Source organism: Pantoea sp. SGAir0215 (genome assembly GCF_043543215.1).
On record NZ_CP028031.1, the window covers coordinates 3,426,047 to 3,443,906 of the forward strand.

The window sequence follows — 17,860 nt, forward strand, 5'->3', positions numbered from 1 at the left end:
CCTTAATTCCTTCAAATTTTTACCCGCAGGGACGACTACAATTCGTGGTTTGCAGGCTAACGTTTATGCCCGCGTCCTGGAACGATATCGCTGGAGAGCAACAATAACAATGAACAACCGACATCCTGGAATGAAAAAAGGCCTGATTTTAGCGGTGGTTATTGCCGCTGCTGCAGGCGGTTACTACTGGTGGAAGCATCCAGCCCAACCCGCAGGCAACGAAACATCCAGCCAGTCAGAACACGGCAAAAGAGGCAACGGTGGACATAAACCGCTTGCGCCCGTGCAGGCTGCCAGCGCTGTAACAGAAAGTGTGCCGCAATACCTTAGCGGTTTGGGTACGGTGACCGCAGCCAATACCGTAACGGTACGCAGCCGGGTAGATGGTAACCTGATGGCCATCCATTTCACGGAAGGCCAGCAGGTCAAAGCCGGCGATCTGCTGGCAGAGATCGATCCGCGTCCCTATCAGGTCGCCCTGATGCAGGCTCAAGGCCAGCTGGCGCGCGATCAGGCTACGCTTGCGAACGCCCGCCGTGATTTAGCCCGTTACCAGAAGCTGGCGAAAACCTCGCTGGTATCCCAGCAGGATCTGGATACGCAAAACGCGCTGGTCAGTGAAACCCTGGGCACGATTAAGGCCGACGAAGGCAGCGTTGCCAGCGCACAGCTGAACCTGACTTACAGCCGAATTACGTCCCCGATTGCGGGTCGCGTCGGCCTGAAGCAGGTTGATATTGGCAACTACATCACCAGCGGTGATACCAATGGTCTGGTGGTGATCACTCAGACGCATCCGGTGGATGTCGTCTTTAGCGTCGCCGAAAACAATATCAGCCAGATCATGCAGGCGCAGAAAAGTGGCGAACCGTTGCTGGTGGAAGCCTGGGACCGCAGCAATCAGCACCTGATTGCGCGCGGAAAACTGCTCAGCCTGGATAACCAGATCGACGTCACGACAGGCACCATAAAAATCAAAGCGCGTTTTGATAATCAGGATGATCTGCTTTTCCCTAATCAGTTCGTCAATGCCCGGCTGAAGGTGAATACGTTGCAGGATGCCGTCGTGATTCCGGTAGCCGCGTTACAGATGGGCAACGAAGGCCACTTTGTCTGGGTGATTAACAGCGAAGATAAGGTGAGTAAGAAAACCGTGACCGCCGGTTTCCAGGACAGTCAGAAAGTGGTCATCAATGCCGGACTGAGCGCGGGCGACCGCGTGGTAACGGATGGCCTTGACCGCCTGACAGAGGGGGCAAAAGTGGAAGTGGTTGCAGCACAGAGCAGTGCAACTAAACAGAGCCGCGCCAGCTTGCCATCCAAAGGAGAGTCAGAGTAATGCAGGTTATGCCTCCTGACCGCAGCGGAGGACCGTCACGCCAGTTTATTCTGCGCCCGGTCGCGACGACGTTACTGATGATTGCTATTCTGCTGGCGGGGATTCTGGGTTACCGCTTTTTGCCGGTGTCAGCGTTACCCGAAGTGGACTATCCGACCATTCAGGTTGTTACCCTGTATCCCGGTGCCAGTCCGGATGTGGTGACGTCGTCGATTACAGCGCCTCTTGAACGTCAGTTCGGTCAGATGTCCGGTCTTAAGCAGATGGCCTCGCAAAGTTCTGGCGGCGCCTCGGTGGTGACGCTGCAGTTCCAGCTCTCGCTGCCGCTCGATGTCGCAGAACAGGAAGTGCAGGCGGCGATTAACTCTGCCTCTAACCTGCTGCCCAGCGATTTGCCGAATCCGCCGGTTTACAGCAAAGTTAACCCGGCGGATCCGCCCATCATGACGCTCGCCGTCACCACCACCAGCATGCCTTTAACCCAGGTACAGGACATGGTGGAAACACGCGTCGCGCAGAAAATTTCCCAGGTGACCGGCGTCGGCCTGGTCACGTTGACCGGCGGCCAGCGTCCCGCTGTGCGCGTTAAGATGAACACCCAGGCATTAGCCTCTATGGGCCTGACCAGCGAAATGGTGCGTACGGCGATCACCAACGCCAACGTAAATTCCGCGAAAGGCAGTCTTGATGGTCCGACCCGCTCGGTTACGCTGTCAGCCAACGATCAGATGAAATCGGTCGAGGATTACCGCCAGCTGATCGTCAGTTATAAAAATGGCGCGCCAGTGCGGCTGGCCGATGTGGCTACGATTGAACAGGGTGCCGAAAACAGCTGGCTGGGTGCCTGGTCTAACCGTGAACCCGCCATCGTACTGAATGTGCAGCGCCAGCCGGGTGCCAATATTATTGCAACCGCCGACAATATTCGCGCCATGCTGCCCGGGCTGATTGCCAGCCTGCCCAAATCCGTCGATGTCAAACTGGTCACCGATCGCACCACCAATATCCGCGCGTCCGTCACCGATACGCAGCATGAGCTGATGCTGGCAATGGCGCTCGTGGTGATGATCATCTACCTGTTCTTGCGTAATGTGCCCGCGACCATCATTCCGGCAGTGGCTGTTCCGCTGTCGCTTATTGGCACCTTTGCGGCAATGTATTTCCTGGGCTTTTCCATCAATAATCTGACACTGATGGCGCTGACCATCGCCACAGGCTTTGTGGTGGACGATGCCATCGTGGTGATTGAGAATATCTCGCGCTATATCGAAAAAGGGGAAAAGCCGATGACAGCGGCCCTGAAAGGGGCAGGCGAAATTGGCTTTACCATTATTTCGTTAACGTTTTCACTGATTGCGGTATTGATTCCGCTGCTGTTCATGGGCGACGTGATTGGTCGCCTGTTTCGCGAATTTGCGGTGACGCTGGCGGTGGCAATTCTGATCTCAGCGGTGGTCTCGCTCACCCTGACGCCGATGATGTGTGCCCGCATGCTGAGCGCCGAGTCACTGCGTAAGCAGAACCGCTTTTCCCGTGCCAGCGAAGCGATGTTCGATCGCATCATTGCCGTTTATGGTCGTGGGCTGCGCCGGGTGCTGAATCACCCCTGGCTGACGCTGTCCTTGGCGCTCGGCACGTTGCTGCTGACGGTTTTGCTGTGGATGGCCATTCCTAAAGGTTTCTTTCCGCAGCAGGACAACGGCATTATCCAGGGAACGCTGGAGGCACCGCAGTCGGTATCCTACGCCAGTATGGCGGAGCGGACACGCGATGTTGCCTCTGTGATTATGAAAGATCCGGCTGTACAGAGTCTGACCTCGTTCGTGGGCGTGGATGGCACCAATCCGTCACTTAACAGCGCCCGGTTGCAGATTAACCTCAAACCGCTGGATATGCGCAGCGAGCGTATTCCGGAGATTCAGCAGCGGCTGCAAGCGCAGATCAGCAAAATTCCTGGCGTCACCTTGTGGTTGCAGGCGGTGCAGGACCTGACAATTGACACCCAGGCCAGCCGTACGCCGTATCAGTTTACTCTGCAGTCCGGTTCGCTGGATTCGCTCAGCACCTGGGTCCCTGCCCTGCTTAACGCCCTGCAGAAACACCCTGCGCTACGTGACGTCAGCAGTGACTGGCAGGACCAGGGACTGGAAGCCTATATCAAAGTGGACCGCGACAGTGCCAGCCGGCTGGGCATCAGCATGGCGGACGTAGATAACGCGCTGTATGACGCCTTTGGTCAGCGGCTGATCTCCACGATTTATACCCAGGCGAATCAGTACCGCGTGGTGCTGGAACAGGACAACAGCACCATGCCGGGCCTGCAAAGCCTGGACGGTATTCGTCTGAACAGCACTGATGGTGGCAGCGTGCCGTTGAGCGCGATCGCCAGCATTGCCCAGCGCCATGCGCCTTTAACGATTAACCACCTGAGTCAGTTCCCCTCCGCCACCTTCTCTTTCAATGTGGCGAAGGGCTATTCGCTGGAAGATGCGACCAAAGCGATCAACCAGGCAGAGACGGAACTGGGGATGCCGTCAGAGGTGATGACGCAGTTCCAGGGCAGCACGCTGGCTTTCGAGGCTGCCCTGACCAGTACCGTCTGGCTGATTGTGGCGGCAGTCGTAGCGATGTATATCGTGCTCGGCGTGCTGTATGAGAGCTTTATCCATCCCATCACCATCCTCTCCACGTTGCCCACGGCGGGCGTCGGTGCGCTGCTGGCGCTGATGATAAGTGGGAATGAGCTGGATATTGTTGCCATCATCGGCATCATTCTGCTCATTGGTATTGTGAAAAAGAACGCCATTATGATGATCGACTTCGCGTTAGCGGCGGAACGTGAACAGGGCATGAAGCCCTATGATGCGATTTATCAGGCCTGCCTGCTGCGTTTCCGACCGATTCTGATGACGACGCTGGCTGCCCTGCTGGGTGCATTACCGCTGATGCTCAGCACTGGCGTGGGTGCAGAGCTGAGGCAGCCGCTGGGGATCGCCATGGTCGGCGGCCTGATTCTGAGCCAGATTCTGACGCTGTTTACCACGCCGGTAATCTACCTGCTGTTTGACCGCCTGGCGCATAACCTGCGTCGTCGCCTGGGTCAGACGGAGGCGCAGCCGTGAAGTTTTTTGCTTTGTTTATTCATCGTCCGGTCGCCACAACGCTTCTGACGCTGGCCATTGCGCTGGCGGGCATTCTGGGCTTCCGCCTGCTGCCGGTGGCGCCGCTGCCGCAGGTGGATTTTCCGGTCATTATGGTGTCAGCGTCCCTGCCAGGAGCCTCGCCCGAAACGATGGCGTCTTCGGTCGCCACGCCGCTGGAGCGCTCGCTGGGCCGAATTGCAGGCGTCAGTGAAATGACCTCGACCAGTTCGCTGGGATCGACCCGCATTATTATGGTGTTCGATTTTAATCGTGATATTAACGGCGCGGCACGTGATGTACAGGCGGCCATTAACGCGGCGCAGAGCCTGCTCCCTACCGGCATGCCGTCGCGTCCGACCTACCGCAAAGCCAACCCGTCTGACGCGCCGATCATGATTATGACGCTGACGTCAGATCTGTACACGCCAGCCCAGCTTTATGATTATGCGTCGACACAGCTGGCACAGAAGCTGTCGCAGATTAATGGCGTGGGCGATGTCACCGTGGGCGGCAGCTCGCTGCCCGCAGTGCGCGTGGCGCTCAATCCGCAGGCGTTATTTAATCAGGGCGTGTCGCTGGATGCGGTGCGTCAGACCATCGCTAACGCTAACCAGCGCCGTCCGCAGGGCGCGCTGGAAGACGGGCAACAGCGCTGGCAGTTACGGACCAACGATGCATTACAAACTGCCCGGGAATACCAGCCGCTGATCGTGCAATACAACAACGGCGCGGCAGTACGGTTGTCCGATGTCGCCACCGTTGAGGACTCCGTGCAGGATGTGCGCAACGCCGGTATGTCGCGGGGCAAACCGGCCGTTTTGCTGGTGATTCGCAAAACGGCGGATGCGAACGTGATTGAGACGGTTGATCGTATTCGCGCTGAACTGCCCGAACTGCACGAAATCATCCCGACGGCGATCGATCTGCAGATTGCCCAGGATCGCTCACCCACCATCCGCGCGTCGCTCGAAGAAGTGGAGCAGTCGCTTATTATCGCCGTTGGCCTGGTCATTCTGGTGGTGTTTGTTTTCCTGCGCTCAGGTCGCGCCACGCTGATTCCGGCGGCGGCCGTGCCGGTCTCGCTGATTGGCACCTTTGCCGCCATGTATTTGTGCGGCTTTAGCCTGAACAATCTGTCGTTGATGGCGCTGACCATCGCCACCGGCTTTGTCGTGGACGATGCCATTGTGGTGCTGGAAAACATTGCCCGTCATGTTGAATCGGGCATGAAACCGCTGGCCGCCGCGCTCAAAGGCGTGCGTGAAGTGGGCTTTACGGTGCTGTCGATGAGCCTGTCGCTGATCGCGGTCTTCCTGCCGCTGTTGATGACAGGCGGATTGATTGGCCGCTTCTTCGCGGAGTTTTCCATCACCCTGTCGGTTGCTATTCTGATCTCGCTGTTTGTGTCCATCACGCTGACGCCTATGATGTGTGCTTACCTGCTGAAACCCCATGCGCCGCGCAGTCAGCCGCGGCGACGGGGCATTGGCCGCCTGCTGCTGGCGGTACAACAGGGTTATGCGCGCTCTCTGAACGTCGTGCTGAACCATGCGCGCTGGGTCATCCTGTTGCTCGTGGGCACTGTCGCCCTGACGGTGTGGCTGTTCATCAGTATCCCTAAAACCTTTTTGCCCGAGCAGGATACCGGTCGCCTGTCCGGCTTTATTTCTGCCGACCAAAGCATTTCGTTTCAGGCGATGCGCGGTAAGTTGCAGGACTTCATGAAAATCGTGGGGGCCGATCCGGATGTCTCAAGCGTGGTGGGCTTTACCGGCGGCATGCGCACCAATATGGGCCTGATGTTTATCTCCCTGAAACCCTTGTCCGAACGCAAAGATAATGCACAGGCAGTGATTGCCCGCCTGCGTACCAAGCTGGCAAAGGAGCCCGGTGCCAACCTGTATCTTAATGCGGTGCAGGATATCCGGGTGGGCGGTCGCGAAGCCAACGCCAGCTATCAGTATTCTCTGTTAACAGACGATCTGGCTGCGCTGCGCACCTGGGAACCGAAAATTCGTCAGGCCTTTACCGCCCTGCCGGAACTGGCCGACGTTAACTCCGATCAGCAGGATCAGGGCAGCGAAATGGCCCTGACGTATGACCGGGCCAGCATGGCGCGGCTGGGCATTAATGTTTCCGAAGCGAATGCGTTGCTCAACGATGCGTTTGGTCAGCGTCAGATTTCCACCATCTATCAGCCGCTGAACCAGTACAAGGTCGTCATGGAAGTGGATCCGCGCTATACCCAGGACATCAGTTCACTGGATCAGATGTTTGTGATTAACAGCGACGGCAAACCCATCCCGCTCTCCTGGTTCGCCAAATGGCAACCGGCCAACGCGCCGCTGTCGGTTAATCATCAGGGCTTGTCTGCCGCGTCAACCCTCTCCTTTAATCTGCCAGAAGGTGTGTCGCTGTCCCAGGCATCCGAGGCGATCGATCGCACTATGACGGCGCTTGGCGTACCGTCCAGCGTGCGCGGCAGCTTTGCCGGCACCGCACAGGCGTTCCAGCAATCGCAAAGCAGTCAACTCTGGTTGATGCTGGCTGCGGTTGCGGCAGTTTATATCGTGCTGGGGATTCTCTACGAAAGCTATGTGCACCCGTTGACCATTCTTTCGACGCTGCCGTCTGCGGGCGTCGGTGCCCTGCTGGCGCTGGAGCTGTTTGATACGCCGTTCAGCCTGATTGCCTTGATCGGGATTCTGTTGTTGATCGGGATAGTAAAAAAGAACGCCATCATGATGGTCGACTTTGCGCTTGACGCAGAACGCAACGGCAATCTGAGCGCCCGCGAGGCGATTTTCCAGGCCTGCCTGTTACGCTTCCGCCCTATCCTGATGACCACGCTGGCGGCCCTGTTTGGCGCGTTACCGCTGGTGCTGACCAGCGGAGACGGCGCCGAGCTGCGTCAGCCGTTGGGCATCACCATTGCCGGCGGCTTGATCATGAGCCAGCTCCTCACGCTGTATACCACGCCGGTGGTGTACTTAATGATGGACAAACTGCGACGTAAAACGCGCACTCAGATGATGAATGCCACTCAGCATTAAGGGGTAAATATCATGCAGAGCGTCACGGTCCGCTGGCAGTTGTGGATTGTTGCCTTTGGTTTTTTTATGCAGACGCTGGACACCACCATCGTCAACACGGCGATCCCGTCCATGGCGCACGATCTGGGCGTGAGCCCACTGCATATGCATTCGGTGATTGTGGCCTATGTGCTCACGGTGGCGGTGACGCTGCCGCTGAGCGGCTGGCTGGCGGACCGGTTTGGCGTGAGAAATATCTTTTTTAGCGCGATTGTGCTGTTCAGCGTGGGATCGCTGTTGTGCGGCCTGTCAGGCACGCTGAATCAGCTTATCATGGCGCGTGTGATTCAGGGGATTGGCGGGGCCATGATGGTGCCGGTAGGACGACTGACGGTAATGCGTATTGTACCGCGTGACCAGTATATGTCTGCGATGACCTTTGTCACCCTGCCCGGCCAGATTGGGCCGCTACTGGGGCCCGCACTGGGCGGTGTGCTGGTGGAATATGCCAGCTGGCACTGGATTTTCCTGATTAACATCCCGGTCGGCATCATCGGTGCCGTCGCCACGTTGAAGTTACTGCCGAACTACGCGATGCCGCCGCGACGCTTTGATTTTGTCGGGTTTGTCCTGCTGGCCGCCGGAATGGCTACGTTAACGCTGGCGCTTGACGGTCAACGCAGTAGCGGCGGCTCTGCCTTGTTACTGGCCGGGATGATCCTCATCGGCACCGGCTCTCTTCTGTTTTATCTGCTGCATGCGCGCCAAAACGACAGTGCGCTGTTCAGCCTGAAGCTGTTCGACAACCGCATTTTCTCCATTGGCTTACTCGGTAGTCTGACTGGCCGCATCGGCAGCGGCATGTTGCCCTTTATGACGCCGCTGTTCTTGCAAATCGGCATGGGCTTCAGCCCGTTTCATGCCGGCTTAATGATGATTGCCATGGTGCTGGGCAATATGGGCATGAAGCGTGTGGTTGTCAGCATTGTTAACCTGTTTGGCTATCGCAACGTGCTGGTGGGTTCAACCATAGGCCTGGCGCTGGTGGTCTTGCTGTTTCCACTGGCGGCGATGCTCGGCTGGATAGTCATGCTGCCGCTGGTGCTGTTTCTGCAAGGCATGGTGAATGCGATTCGCTTCTCTTCGATGAACACGCTGACGCTCAAGGATCTACCCGATGACCTGGCCTCCAGCGGCAACAGCCTGTTATCGATGATCATGCAGCTCTCAATGAGTATTGGCGTAACCGTGGCGGGCCTGCTGCTGGGCGCGTTTGGTCATGCAACGTCCGGGGAACAGGGTTTAAGCCATCAGGCGTTTATCTGTGTTTATCTCTGTATGGCGCTGATCATTATTCTGCCTGCGCTGGTGTTCTGGCGGGTTCCGAAAGAGATGAGTAAAAGCGTCGATCTGCGACGTCGGAGAAGTGAATGAGATCGTTCCTGCATTTTGGCATCGGTGCCAAATTATTCATGGCCATATTCTCCACCTGCATGCTGGTCCTGATTACCATGCACTGGGGCGTCCGGCTCAGCTTTGAACATGGCTTTGTCGACTATATTAAACGCGGGAATGAACAGCGGCTGAATTTGCTGGGTGCGGCGCTGGCCGATCAGTATGAACAGCATGGCGACTGGGATTTTCTGCGTAATAACGACCGGCTGATCTTCTCGATGCTGCGCTCGCTGGAGCAAAACCCGGACAGCAGTAACCAGTTACCGCCTCACGGCTGGCGCACCCAGTTCTGGGTACTCGATCAGCACTACAAAGTGATGGTCGGCCCGCGCTCACAGGTTCCCCCGGAAGGGATACGTCACGATATTACGCTCAGTAACGGTAAAGTCGTGGGCTGGATCATCAGCTCGCCGCCAGAGCGCCTGACGCGCAGCACCGATATCAATTTTGATCAGCAGCAGCGACGAACCAGCTGGTATATCGTGGGCCTCTCTACTCTGCTTGCCGCCCTGGTCACCTGGCTGATGGCGCGGGGCTTGCTGGCACCGGTGAAAAGACTGGTAGACGGTACGCATCATCTGGCGGCGGGGAATTTAGCCACACGGGTTAAGGTTGACAGCCAGGACGAACTGGGCCAGTTGGCCCATGACTTTAACCTGCTGGCCAGTTCGCTGGAGAAAAATGAAAGTATGCGTCGGGCCTTTATGGCCGACATCTCGCATGAACTGCGCACGCCACTGGCGATTTTGCGCGGTGAGCTGGAAGCCATGCAGGATGGTGTACGTAAACTCACGCCAGACGCGATTACCTCTCTGCAAAGCGAAGTGGCGCTGCTGACCAAGCTGGTGGATGATCTGCACCAGCTTTCGCTCTCTGACGTCGGCGCCCTGGCCTATCGCAAGCAGGCCACCGATTTGGTGCAGCTTATTGAGATCAGCGCAGGCAATTTTACCGAGCGCTACCGCAGCCATGATTTAACCCTGAAGCTCGACCTGCCGGATGACGCGCCGTTTTTTGGCGATCCTGACCGGCTGATGCAGTTGTTTATTAACCTGCTGGAAAACAGCCTGCGTTACACCGATGCCGGCGGCGACGTCCGGGTGCGGCTCTGGTATGACGCGCCCTACTGGCACGTCACCGTAGAGGACAGCGCGCCCGGCGTGGAAGGCGATCAACAGGCACAAATATTTGAGCGTTTTTTCCGCACAGAAGGTTCGCGCAATCGCGCCAGCGGCGGCTCTGGCCTGGGGCTGGCCATCTGTAAAAACATTGTTGATGCCCACGGTGGCAGCATCAGCGCCTCGCATGCGGATTTAGGTGGGCTGAAAATCGCGCTACAATTGCGTTATGTTCCTCCCGTTTAGAAGATTATGAACCAGGAAAACACTTACCCGCTAATCCTTGTGGTTGAAGATGAACCCAAGCTGGCACAGCTGATGATTGATTACCTTGAGGCTTCTAACTATCGCACGCATCATCTGGCGCACGGCAACGCGGTACTGGACTACGTTAAACAGACGCCGCCCGATCTTATCCTGCTGGATTTGATGCTGCCGGGTAAAGATGGCCTGACGCTGTGCCGTGAGATTCGCCGTGATTCCGACTTGCCGATTATTATGGTGACCGCGCGCACAGAAGAAATCGATCGCCTGCTGGGCCTGGAGATTGGTGCGGATGACTATATCTGCAAGCCATTCAGCCCACGCGAAGTGGTAGCGCGGGTCAAAACCATTTTGCGCCGGGTGAAGCGATCTCCCGAAGAAGCGCCCGTCGCGTCTTTGCTGAAAGTTCATGAAAGCCGCTTTCAGGCCAGCTGGCGTGATGAGCCGCTGGATTTAACGCCCGCTGAATTTCGTCTGCTGAAAACGCTGTCCCTTGAACCGGGAAAAGTCTTCTCACGTGAACAGTTGTTAAACCATCTCTACGACGATTACCGGGTTGTCACCGACCGAACCATTGACAGCCATATCAAGAACCTGCGCAGGAAACTGGAAAGCCTGGACAGCGAACAACCCTTTATCCGCGCGGTATATGGCATGGGCTATCGCTGGGAAGCCGATGTCTGCCAGTTGATTTAGATTGACCCAGATCAATTTACTTCCGTTTTCACCCTGCCTACAATTCCGCACCTTTTGCAGGGTTTCCCCCTGCACATGTCGCCCAGGCGACATGCTGACCTGACATCAGTGAGCACATCATGAAACCCGAATTACTTTCCCCCGCCGGAACGCTGAAAAACATGCGTTACGCGTTTGCCTATGGGGCCGATGCCGTCTATGCCGGCCAGCCGCGCTACAGCCTGCGGGTACGCAATAACGAATTCAGCCATGAAAACCTGGCGAAAGGCATTAACGAAGCCCACGCGCTGGGTAAAAAATTTTATGTGGTGGTGAACATCGCCCCGCATAACGCCAAGCTGAAAACCTTTATTCGCGACTTAACGCCGGTAATTGAGATGCAGCCCGACGCGTTAATCATGTCCGATCCTGGGCTGATCATGCTGGTGCGCGAGGCGTTTCCGGCCATGCCCATCCACTTATCTGTGCAGGCTAACGCCGTAAACTGGGCAACGGTGAAATTCTGGCAGCAAATGGGCTTAAGCCGGGTGATTTTATCCCGCGAGCTGTCGCTGGAGGAGATCGCCGATATTCGCGAGCAGGTGCCGGACATGGAGCTGGAAGTGTTTGTGCACGGCGCACTGTGTATGGCGTACTCCGGGCGCTGTCTGCTGTCGGGCTACATGAATAAACGCGATCCTAACCAGGGAACCTGCACCAACGCCTGCCGCTGGGAATATCAGTTGCAGGAAGCCAGACAAGATGACGTCGGCAACATTGTTGAAATTCATCAGCCAGTCAGCGTGCAGGACGTGACGCCCACATTGGGCATTGGGCAACCCAGCGACAAGGTGTTTTTGCTGGAGGAGAAAATGAAACCCGGCGAAATGATGAGCGCCTTTGAAGATGAACACGGCACCTACATCATGAACTCGAAAGATCTGCGTGCCGTGGCGCACGTCGAGCGCCTGAGCCAGATGGGCGTTCACTCGCTGAAAATCGAAGGTCGCACCAAATCCTATTATTACTGCGCCCGCACCGCACAGGTTTATCGCAAAGCCATTGACGATGCGGCGGCAGGTAAACCGTTTGATTCTGCCCTGCTGGAAACCCTGGAAGGCCTGGCGCATCGCGGCTATACCGAAGGTTTTTTGCGTCGTCACACCCACGACAGCTACCAGAATTACCAGACCGGCTACTCTGTCTCAGAGCGCCAGCAGTTCGTCGGGGAGTTTAGCGGTGAACAGCGCGAGGGCTGGGCGGAAGTACGGGTAAAGAATAAATTTGTTCTGCATGACAGCCTGGAGATCATGACGCCGTCCGGTAACCTGATCTGCACCCTTGATGCCCTGCAAAACAGCCGTGGAGAACCGACAGAGGTGGCCCCGGGAGACGGGCATCGCGTCTGGATGAAAGTGCCGCCGGAGGTAGATCTACGGTTTGCCTTGCTGCTGCGTAACTTTGCGCCAGGCCAGAACACTCAGGATCCGCATGCCGCTCACGCCACGGCCTGACAAAATTTGACAAAAGCAAGAACAGGATCACAGACGGCTCGGTTTTACTGAACTATAGTGCTGCCTGCTACCAATGAGTAACAATTATCAGCAGCAGTAACTGGATCCACCTCATTCACCCGCCCGGCTCCCCCGTGCGGGTTTTCTTTTTTCTCCCTTTCGCCAATCATTTTTCTCTTCCGGCTATGCTATAACCACTAACTACGCTTTCGATCTCCAAGGAACAGATAATGGACAAACAATCGCTTACGCTGCTAATCCTGAATGGTAAAGGCGCAGGTAATGACGATCTCCGTGAAGCGATCACGAAGCTGCGCGCCGAGGGCTTTAACATAGCCGTGCGCGTGACGTATGAAAAAGGAGACGGTGAGCGTTACGTGGAAGAAGCCCTTGAACTGCAGGCGGAAACCGTGGTGGCGGGCGGCGGTGACGGCACCGTCAACGAAATCGCTACCGCACTGGCGTCGGTCAACGCGGATGAGCGCCCGGTTCTGGGGATTCTGCCGCTGGGCACAGCGAACGATTTTGCCACCAGCGTCGGCATTCCTGAAGAGATTGAGCACGCCTTGCGCCTGGCTATCCAGGGTAAAGCCTGTGATATCGACCTCGCCCGCGTTAACCAGCATCACTATTTTATTAATATGGCGACCGGAGGATTTGGCACGCGCATTACGACCGAGACGCCGGAAAAACTCAAATCCGCGCTGGGCGGCGTGTCCTATTTTATTCATGGGTTGATGCGCATGGACACGCTAAAACCGGACAGTTGTGAAATTACCGGGCCCGGTTTTAACTGGCAGGGCGATGCGCTGGTCATCGGCATCGGCAACGGTCGTCAGGCCGGAGGCGGTCAGCGTTTATGCCCGTCGGCGTTGATTAACGATGGCCTGCTGGACGTCAGCATTGTTACCGCGCAGGAGTTGCTGCCTACCCTGCTGCATTCCCTGACCGGCGATGAAGAGAATCCCGGCATTATTTCCACGCGCTTATCGTCCCTGACGATTCGCTCACCGCATGAAATGACCTTTAACCTGGATGGCGAACCGCTGACAGGCCAGTCATTTACCATCGATATCATGCCGGGCGCGTTAAGCTGCCGCCTGCCGCCGCAGTGTGCCCTGCTGAGTTAATTCTCACGGGAGCCCTGGCTCCCGGCCTTAATGTAAACAGTTCGTGATTACATTCACAATTCCGCTACTTCAACTTGTATGGTAGTAGCGAGACGCGTAATTTTTCATCCTTAATGCCAGCATGGCCTGCCGTCCGTCTGCCACAAGGATGCTTTATGCTACACATCGATCACCTTCCTGCGGATGTTCATCTGCCCGCCTATGACCGTCGCCAGCTTAAAACCCGTATAGTGCATATCGGCTTTGGTGCCTTTCATCGCGCCCATCAGGCCTTGTGCACGGATAAACTGGCCGAACAGGGTAGCGACTGGGGAATCTGCGAGGTTAACCTTAACAGCGGCGAGCTGATTCAGGCACTCCGCCAGCAGGACTTTCTCTATACGTTGACCGAAAAAAGTGACGACGCCGTGAAAACCCGGGTCATTGGGGTGGTTACCGCGGCACTGCACGGCAAAACGGACGGCATTGATGCCGTGATTACGGCCCTGTGCCAGCCGGACGTGGCGATTGTGTCGATGACCGTGACGGAAAAAGGCTATTGTCACCTGCCCGCCAGCGGCAATCTCGATCTGCAACATGCGGATATCGTGCATGACCTGGCGCACCCCGCACAGCCCCGCTCGCTGCCCGGATTGATTGTCGCCGCCATCCGCCGTCGACGCGATCTGGGTTTAGCGCCTTTCAGCGTGATGTCCTGCGATAACATGCCTGAAAATGGCCACGTCACACGGAATGTGGTGACGCAGCTCGCCCGGCAGCATGATGCGTCGCTGGCGGACTATATTCAGCACAACATCACCTTTCCCTCCACCATGGTAGATCGCATTGTTCCGGCAATGAATGAGGCCGCCTTTGACGCGTTACGTGCCCGTATTGGTTCGTCCGATCCGGTGGCCGTTGAGGCTGAACCCTTCTTTCAGTGGGTGATTGAAGACCATTTTGTCAGCGGCCGACCTGACTGGGACAAGGCCGGTGCCGAACTGGTGGAGGATGTGCTGCCGTTTGAGCAAATGAAGTTGCGCATGCTCAATGGCAGCCACTCCTTTCTGGCGTACCTTGGTTACCTTGCGGGTTATGAACATATCAGCGATTGTATGGCTGACGACGCGTTCCGGGCGGCCGCACGTGCGCTGATGGTTAACGAACAGGCGCCGACGTTAACCACGCAGGGCGTGGATTTACCGGCTTACGCCGACGCCTTAATCGCTCGCTTTGCCAACCGCGCTATCAGACACCGCACCTACCAGATTGCGACCGATGGCACCCAGAAACTGCCACAACGCTTTCTCGACAGCGTGCGCTGGCATCTCGCTAACGGCACACCCTGCCCGCTGCTGTTGCTGGGCATTGCCGCCTGGATGCGCTATGTCGCTGCGGTCGATGAAAAAGGCGAACCTATAGCGATCCGCGACCCACTTAAAGCCCAGCTGGCCACCTGTGTGGCAGAAAGCGCGGAAGGTCAGGAGCGGGTGCGGGCCTTACTGGGCCTGAAAACCGTTTTCGGCGAGGATCTGGCGGATAATACAGCCTTCGTTGACGCGCTCTCCGCCTGCTATATACAGTTAACGAAAGTGGGGGCACGGGCGGCCGTGCAACAGGCCATCGCACAGGGCTAAGGCGTTTTAACGCGCTGGCGAAATCGGGTTAATGTTAACAGGGACAGAACATGACGCTTTCCTACACCATCACGACAAGTGAACCGGTCAATCAGCAGATTTACCGTTATCTACGCAAAGATATCGTCACCTGCGTCATTCAGCCGGGCGCTTTGCTGTCGGAAAAAGAGGTTTCCGCCCGTTTTCATCTCTCTCGCCAGCCGGTACGTGAGGCGTTCATTAAGCTGGCAGAAGCCGGTCTGGTACAAATCCTTCCACAGCGCGGCACCTTTGTGCGTAAGATTTCAGCGAAGCAGGTCGAAGATGGACGCTTTATCCGGGAAGCGGTAGAACTGGCCGTGATACGCCGCGCAGCGCGGGAAACAAGCCAGCGCGGACTGATGGCGCTGGAGCATAATCTGCAGCTCCAGCGCATCACTGCCGCCCGGGGCGACAGCCAGATGTTTCTCAGCCTGGACGATGAATTCCATCGTCTGATTGCGGAGAGTATCGACTGTATGCTGGCATGGGAAACCATTGAAAACATCAAGGCGACGATGGACCGGGTGCGCTATCTCACCCTGAATCAGGTCGCGCCCGCTGAAACGCTGATCGAACAACATGAAGCCGTTTTTGCCGCCCTGAAAGCGCGCGATGCGGACCAGGCAGAAACCGCCCTGCGTCACCATCTGCAGGCAATGATGTTTTCGCTCGCGCCCGTGATCAGGCAAAACCGTGACTGGTTCGAGGCTGAGTAGCGCGCCGTACAATCGCTGAGCGAAGCCGTTACCACCACTGATGAAAATGATGCACAGGTCCAGTCCCGTGGCCCACCTCCAGCGAATCGGCTGTCAGCAGGGCCTGTTGTAGCCAGGTTTTGGCTTCATTAACCGTCTCCGCCCAGTCACTGTGCCGTGGGCGCAGGGCCGCCAGCGCAGCAGACAGCGTACAACCGGTACCGTGCGTATGGCGCGTCTTCACCCGAGGCGTGCTGAACCGTTGCCGCCCCGCTGGCGTGATCAGCCAGTCAGGACTTTCGCCATGATCCAGATGTCCGCCCTTCATCAGCACGGCCTGACAACCCAGCGCCAGAAGGGCATCGCCCTGCGTCAGCATCTCGTTCTCATTGCTGGCCATACGGCATTCGAGCAGCGCGGCGGCTTCGGGCAGATTAGGTGTGATCAGTGACACCTGTGGCAACAGGCGCTCGCGGACACAGGCAATGGCATCAGGACTCAGTAAGGCATCGCCGCTCTTGGCCACCATCACCGTGTCCAGCACCACAAACGGGATTGCCCGGCGCTGCAAGCCAACCGCCACCCGCTCCACGATCGCCGCGTCGGACAGCATGCCAATTTTTGCACTGTCGATGCGCACGTCATCAAGAACGGAATCCAGCTGTGCGCTGACAAAATCAGGATCAATACGGTACACCGACTGTACGCCACAGGTATTTTGCGCCACCAGGGCCGTAATCACGCTGGTGCCGTAAGCGCCCAGTGCGGAGAAGGTTTTCAGGTCGGCCTGAATCCCGGCACCGCCGCTGGGATCGGTACCGGCAATCGTTAAAGCATTGATGCGTTTCACAGGGCGGCCTCCAGTGTCCAGAGCGCGTCCAGAAACGCCGGTGCAAAGCTGCCCGGCCCGGTTGATGCCTGTGCGGCTTTCTCTCCGGCCAGTGCCATCACCCGACAGGCGCTGGCGATATTGATCAGTCTGTCACCCGGCAGGGTGGCAAAGGCGGCGACGACCGCAGACAGCGCACAGCCGGTGCTGACCACCCGCGTCATTAAGGGCGATCCGCCGACGATCGACAGGGTACGCATCCCGTCGGTGGCATAATCCACCTCGCCAGTGACCACCACACAGGTCTGATACTCCCGCGCCAGTTGTTGGGCGGCCAGCAGGGCGCTTTCGGCGGCGTGCAGACTGTCCACGCCACGTCCGCCGTCAGCCTGCTGGGCCAGCGCCAGAATCTCGGAAGCATTGCCGCGAATCACGGCAGGCGACTGCATCAGCACCTGCTGGCAAAACCGGGTACGCAACGTCAGTGCGCCCACCGCTACCGGGTCCAGCGTCCAGGGCGTGCCTGCCAGATTAGCCGCCTCGATTGCCGCGGCCATGGCCTGCTGGCGTTCGTGCGTTAATGTGCCGACATTGATTAACAGTGCATCCGCGATACCGCTGAACTGCGGCGCTTCCTCGCGATCGATGACCATGGCAGGTGACGCGTTCAGAGCAAGCAGGACATTAGCCGTGAGCATTTGCACCACATCATTGGTCATGCAGTGCACGAGCGGTGACTGACGGCGAAACTGTTGCAGGATGGGCGCGCATTGCGCATCAGAAAGATGGTGCGGTTGATGTGTCATCAGAACTCCCAACCGGCGGACAAGAAGGCGAATGCGGTCAGGCATCAGAATTCCCTACGCTGGCATTATCCAGATCAGGTAATACGGGTTTTTCTCAGCCTTCACAAAGAAGGGCACCCCGAGTCGTGTTACGCAGAGAAGAATAAGTAAGCCCCTAAATTTAAGCAAGGTGCTTATTCTTTTTTCAACCTGGCGGGCGAGACTTTTACATGATCCGGATCAA

General features: G+C 57.2%; 12 protein-coding genes and 1 riboswitch. Of the genes, 10 read left to right on the forward strand and 2 right to left on the reverse strand.

The window, feature by feature from the left end:
* Positions 1 to 109 precede the first annotated feature (109 nt).
* From C1N64_RS15985 to C1N64_RS16030, 10 genes are all read left to right on the forward strand, one after another.
* Entirely contained in the window at positions 110 to 1,339 is a 1,230-nt protein-coding gene (locus tag C1N64_RS15985; protein WP_367143854.1) for an MdtA/MuxA family multidrug efflux RND transporter periplasmic adaptor subunit, read from the forward strand.
* On the forward strand, positions 1,339 to 4,461 hold the full coding sequence (locus C1N64_RS15990; protein WP_289367405.1) for an MdtB/MuxB family multidrug efflux RND transporter permease subunit: 3,123 nt from the start codon (positions 1,339 to 1,341) through the stop codon (positions 4,459 to 4,461). Before C1N64_RS15985 ends, C1N64_RS15990 begins: the two co-directional genes overlap by 1 nt.
* On the forward strand, positions 4,458 to 7,535 hold the full coding sequence (gene mdtC, locus C1N64_RS15995; RefSeq protein WP_367143851.1) for a multidrug efflux RND transporter permease subunit MdtC: 3,078 nt from the start codon (positions 4,458 to 4,460) through the stop codon (positions 7,533 to 7,535). Before C1N64_RS15990 ends, mdtC begins: the two co-directional genes overlap by 4 nt.
* A 12-nt stretch (positions 7,536 to 7,547) precedes the next feature.
* Positions 7,548 to 8,948, forward strand: a complete 1,401-nt coding sequence (mdtD, locus tag C1N64_RS16000) for a multidrug transporter subunit MdtD (protein WP_394514955.1) — start codon at positions 7,548 to 7,550, stop codon at positions 8,946 to 8,948.
* The gene (gene baeS, locus C1N64_RS16005) at positions 8,945 to 10,333 is read left to right on the forward strand and encodes an envelope stress sensor histidine kinase BaeS (protein WP_283786124.1); all 1,389 of its coding nucleotides are present in this window, start codon (positions 8,945 to 8,947) and stop codon (positions 10,331 to 10,333) included. The genes mdtD and baeS overlap by 4 nt, the downstream gene beginning before the upstream one ends.
* 6 nt (positions 10,334 to 10,339) lie before the next feature.
* Positions 10,340 to 11,047, forward strand: a complete 708-nt coding sequence (baeR, locus tag C1N64_RS16010; protein ID WP_033740518.1) for an envelope stress response regulator BaeR — start codon at positions 10,340 to 10,342, stop codon at positions 11,045 to 11,047.
* 116 nt (positions 11,048 to 11,163) lie between these two features.
* Positions 11,164 to 12,540, forward strand: coding sequence for a prephenate-dependent tRNA uridine(34) hydroxylase TrhP (gene yegQ, locus C1N64_RS16015; protein WP_033740520.1), 1,377 nt, complete (start codon positions 11,164 to 11,166; stop codon positions 12,538 to 12,540).
* Between the two features lie 230 nt (positions 12,541 to 12,770).
* A complete protein-coding gene (yegS, locus tag C1N64_RS16020) occupies positions 12,771 to 13,670 on the forward strand; it encodes a lipid kinase YegS (protein ID WP_054633462.1) in 900 nt (299 codons plus the stop codon).
* A 155-nt stretch (positions 13,671 to 13,825) separates the two neighbouring features.
* Positions 13,826 to 15,286 carry a mannitol dehydrogenase family protein gene (locus C1N64_RS16025; RefSeq protein ID WP_033740526.1) on the forward strand — a complete coding sequence of 487 codons (1,461 nt, stop codon included), beginning with the start codon at positions 13,826 to 13,828 and terminating at the stop codon, positions 15,284 to 15,286.
* A 50-nt stretch (positions 15,287 to 15,336) separates the two neighbouring features.
* Positions 15,337 to 16,023, forward strand: coding sequence for a GntR family transcriptional regulator (locus tag C1N64_RS16030; protein ID WP_039338144.1), 687 nt, complete (start codon positions 15,337 to 15,339; stop codon positions 16,021 to 16,023).
* A gap of 28 nt (positions 16,024 to 16,051) precedes the next feature.
* Here C1N64_RS16030 and thiD read toward each other — a convergent pair whose 3' ends face one another.
* Both thiD and thiM read right to left on the reverse strand, forming a co-directional pair.
* Positions 16,052 to 16,852, reverse strand: a complete 801-nt coding sequence (gene thiD / locus C1N64_RS16035) for a bifunctional hydroxymethylpyrimidine kinase/phosphomethylpyrimidine kinase (protein ID WP_054633460.1) — start codon at positions 16,850 to 16,852, stop codon at positions 16,052 to 16,054.
* On the reverse strand, positions 16,849 to 17,637 hold the full coding sequence (thiM, locus tag C1N64_RS16040; protein WP_394514956.1) for a hydroxyethylthiazole kinase: 789 nt from the start codon (positions 17,635 to 17,637) through the stop codon (positions 16,849 to 16,851). The genes thiD and thiM overlap by 4 nt, the downstream gene beginning before the upstream one ends.
* Before the next feature lie 34 nt (positions 17,638 to 17,671).
* Positions 17,672 to 17,768, reverse strand: a riboswitch (TPP riboswitch).
* Between the last annotated feature and the right edge of the window lie 92 nt (positions 17,769 to 17,860).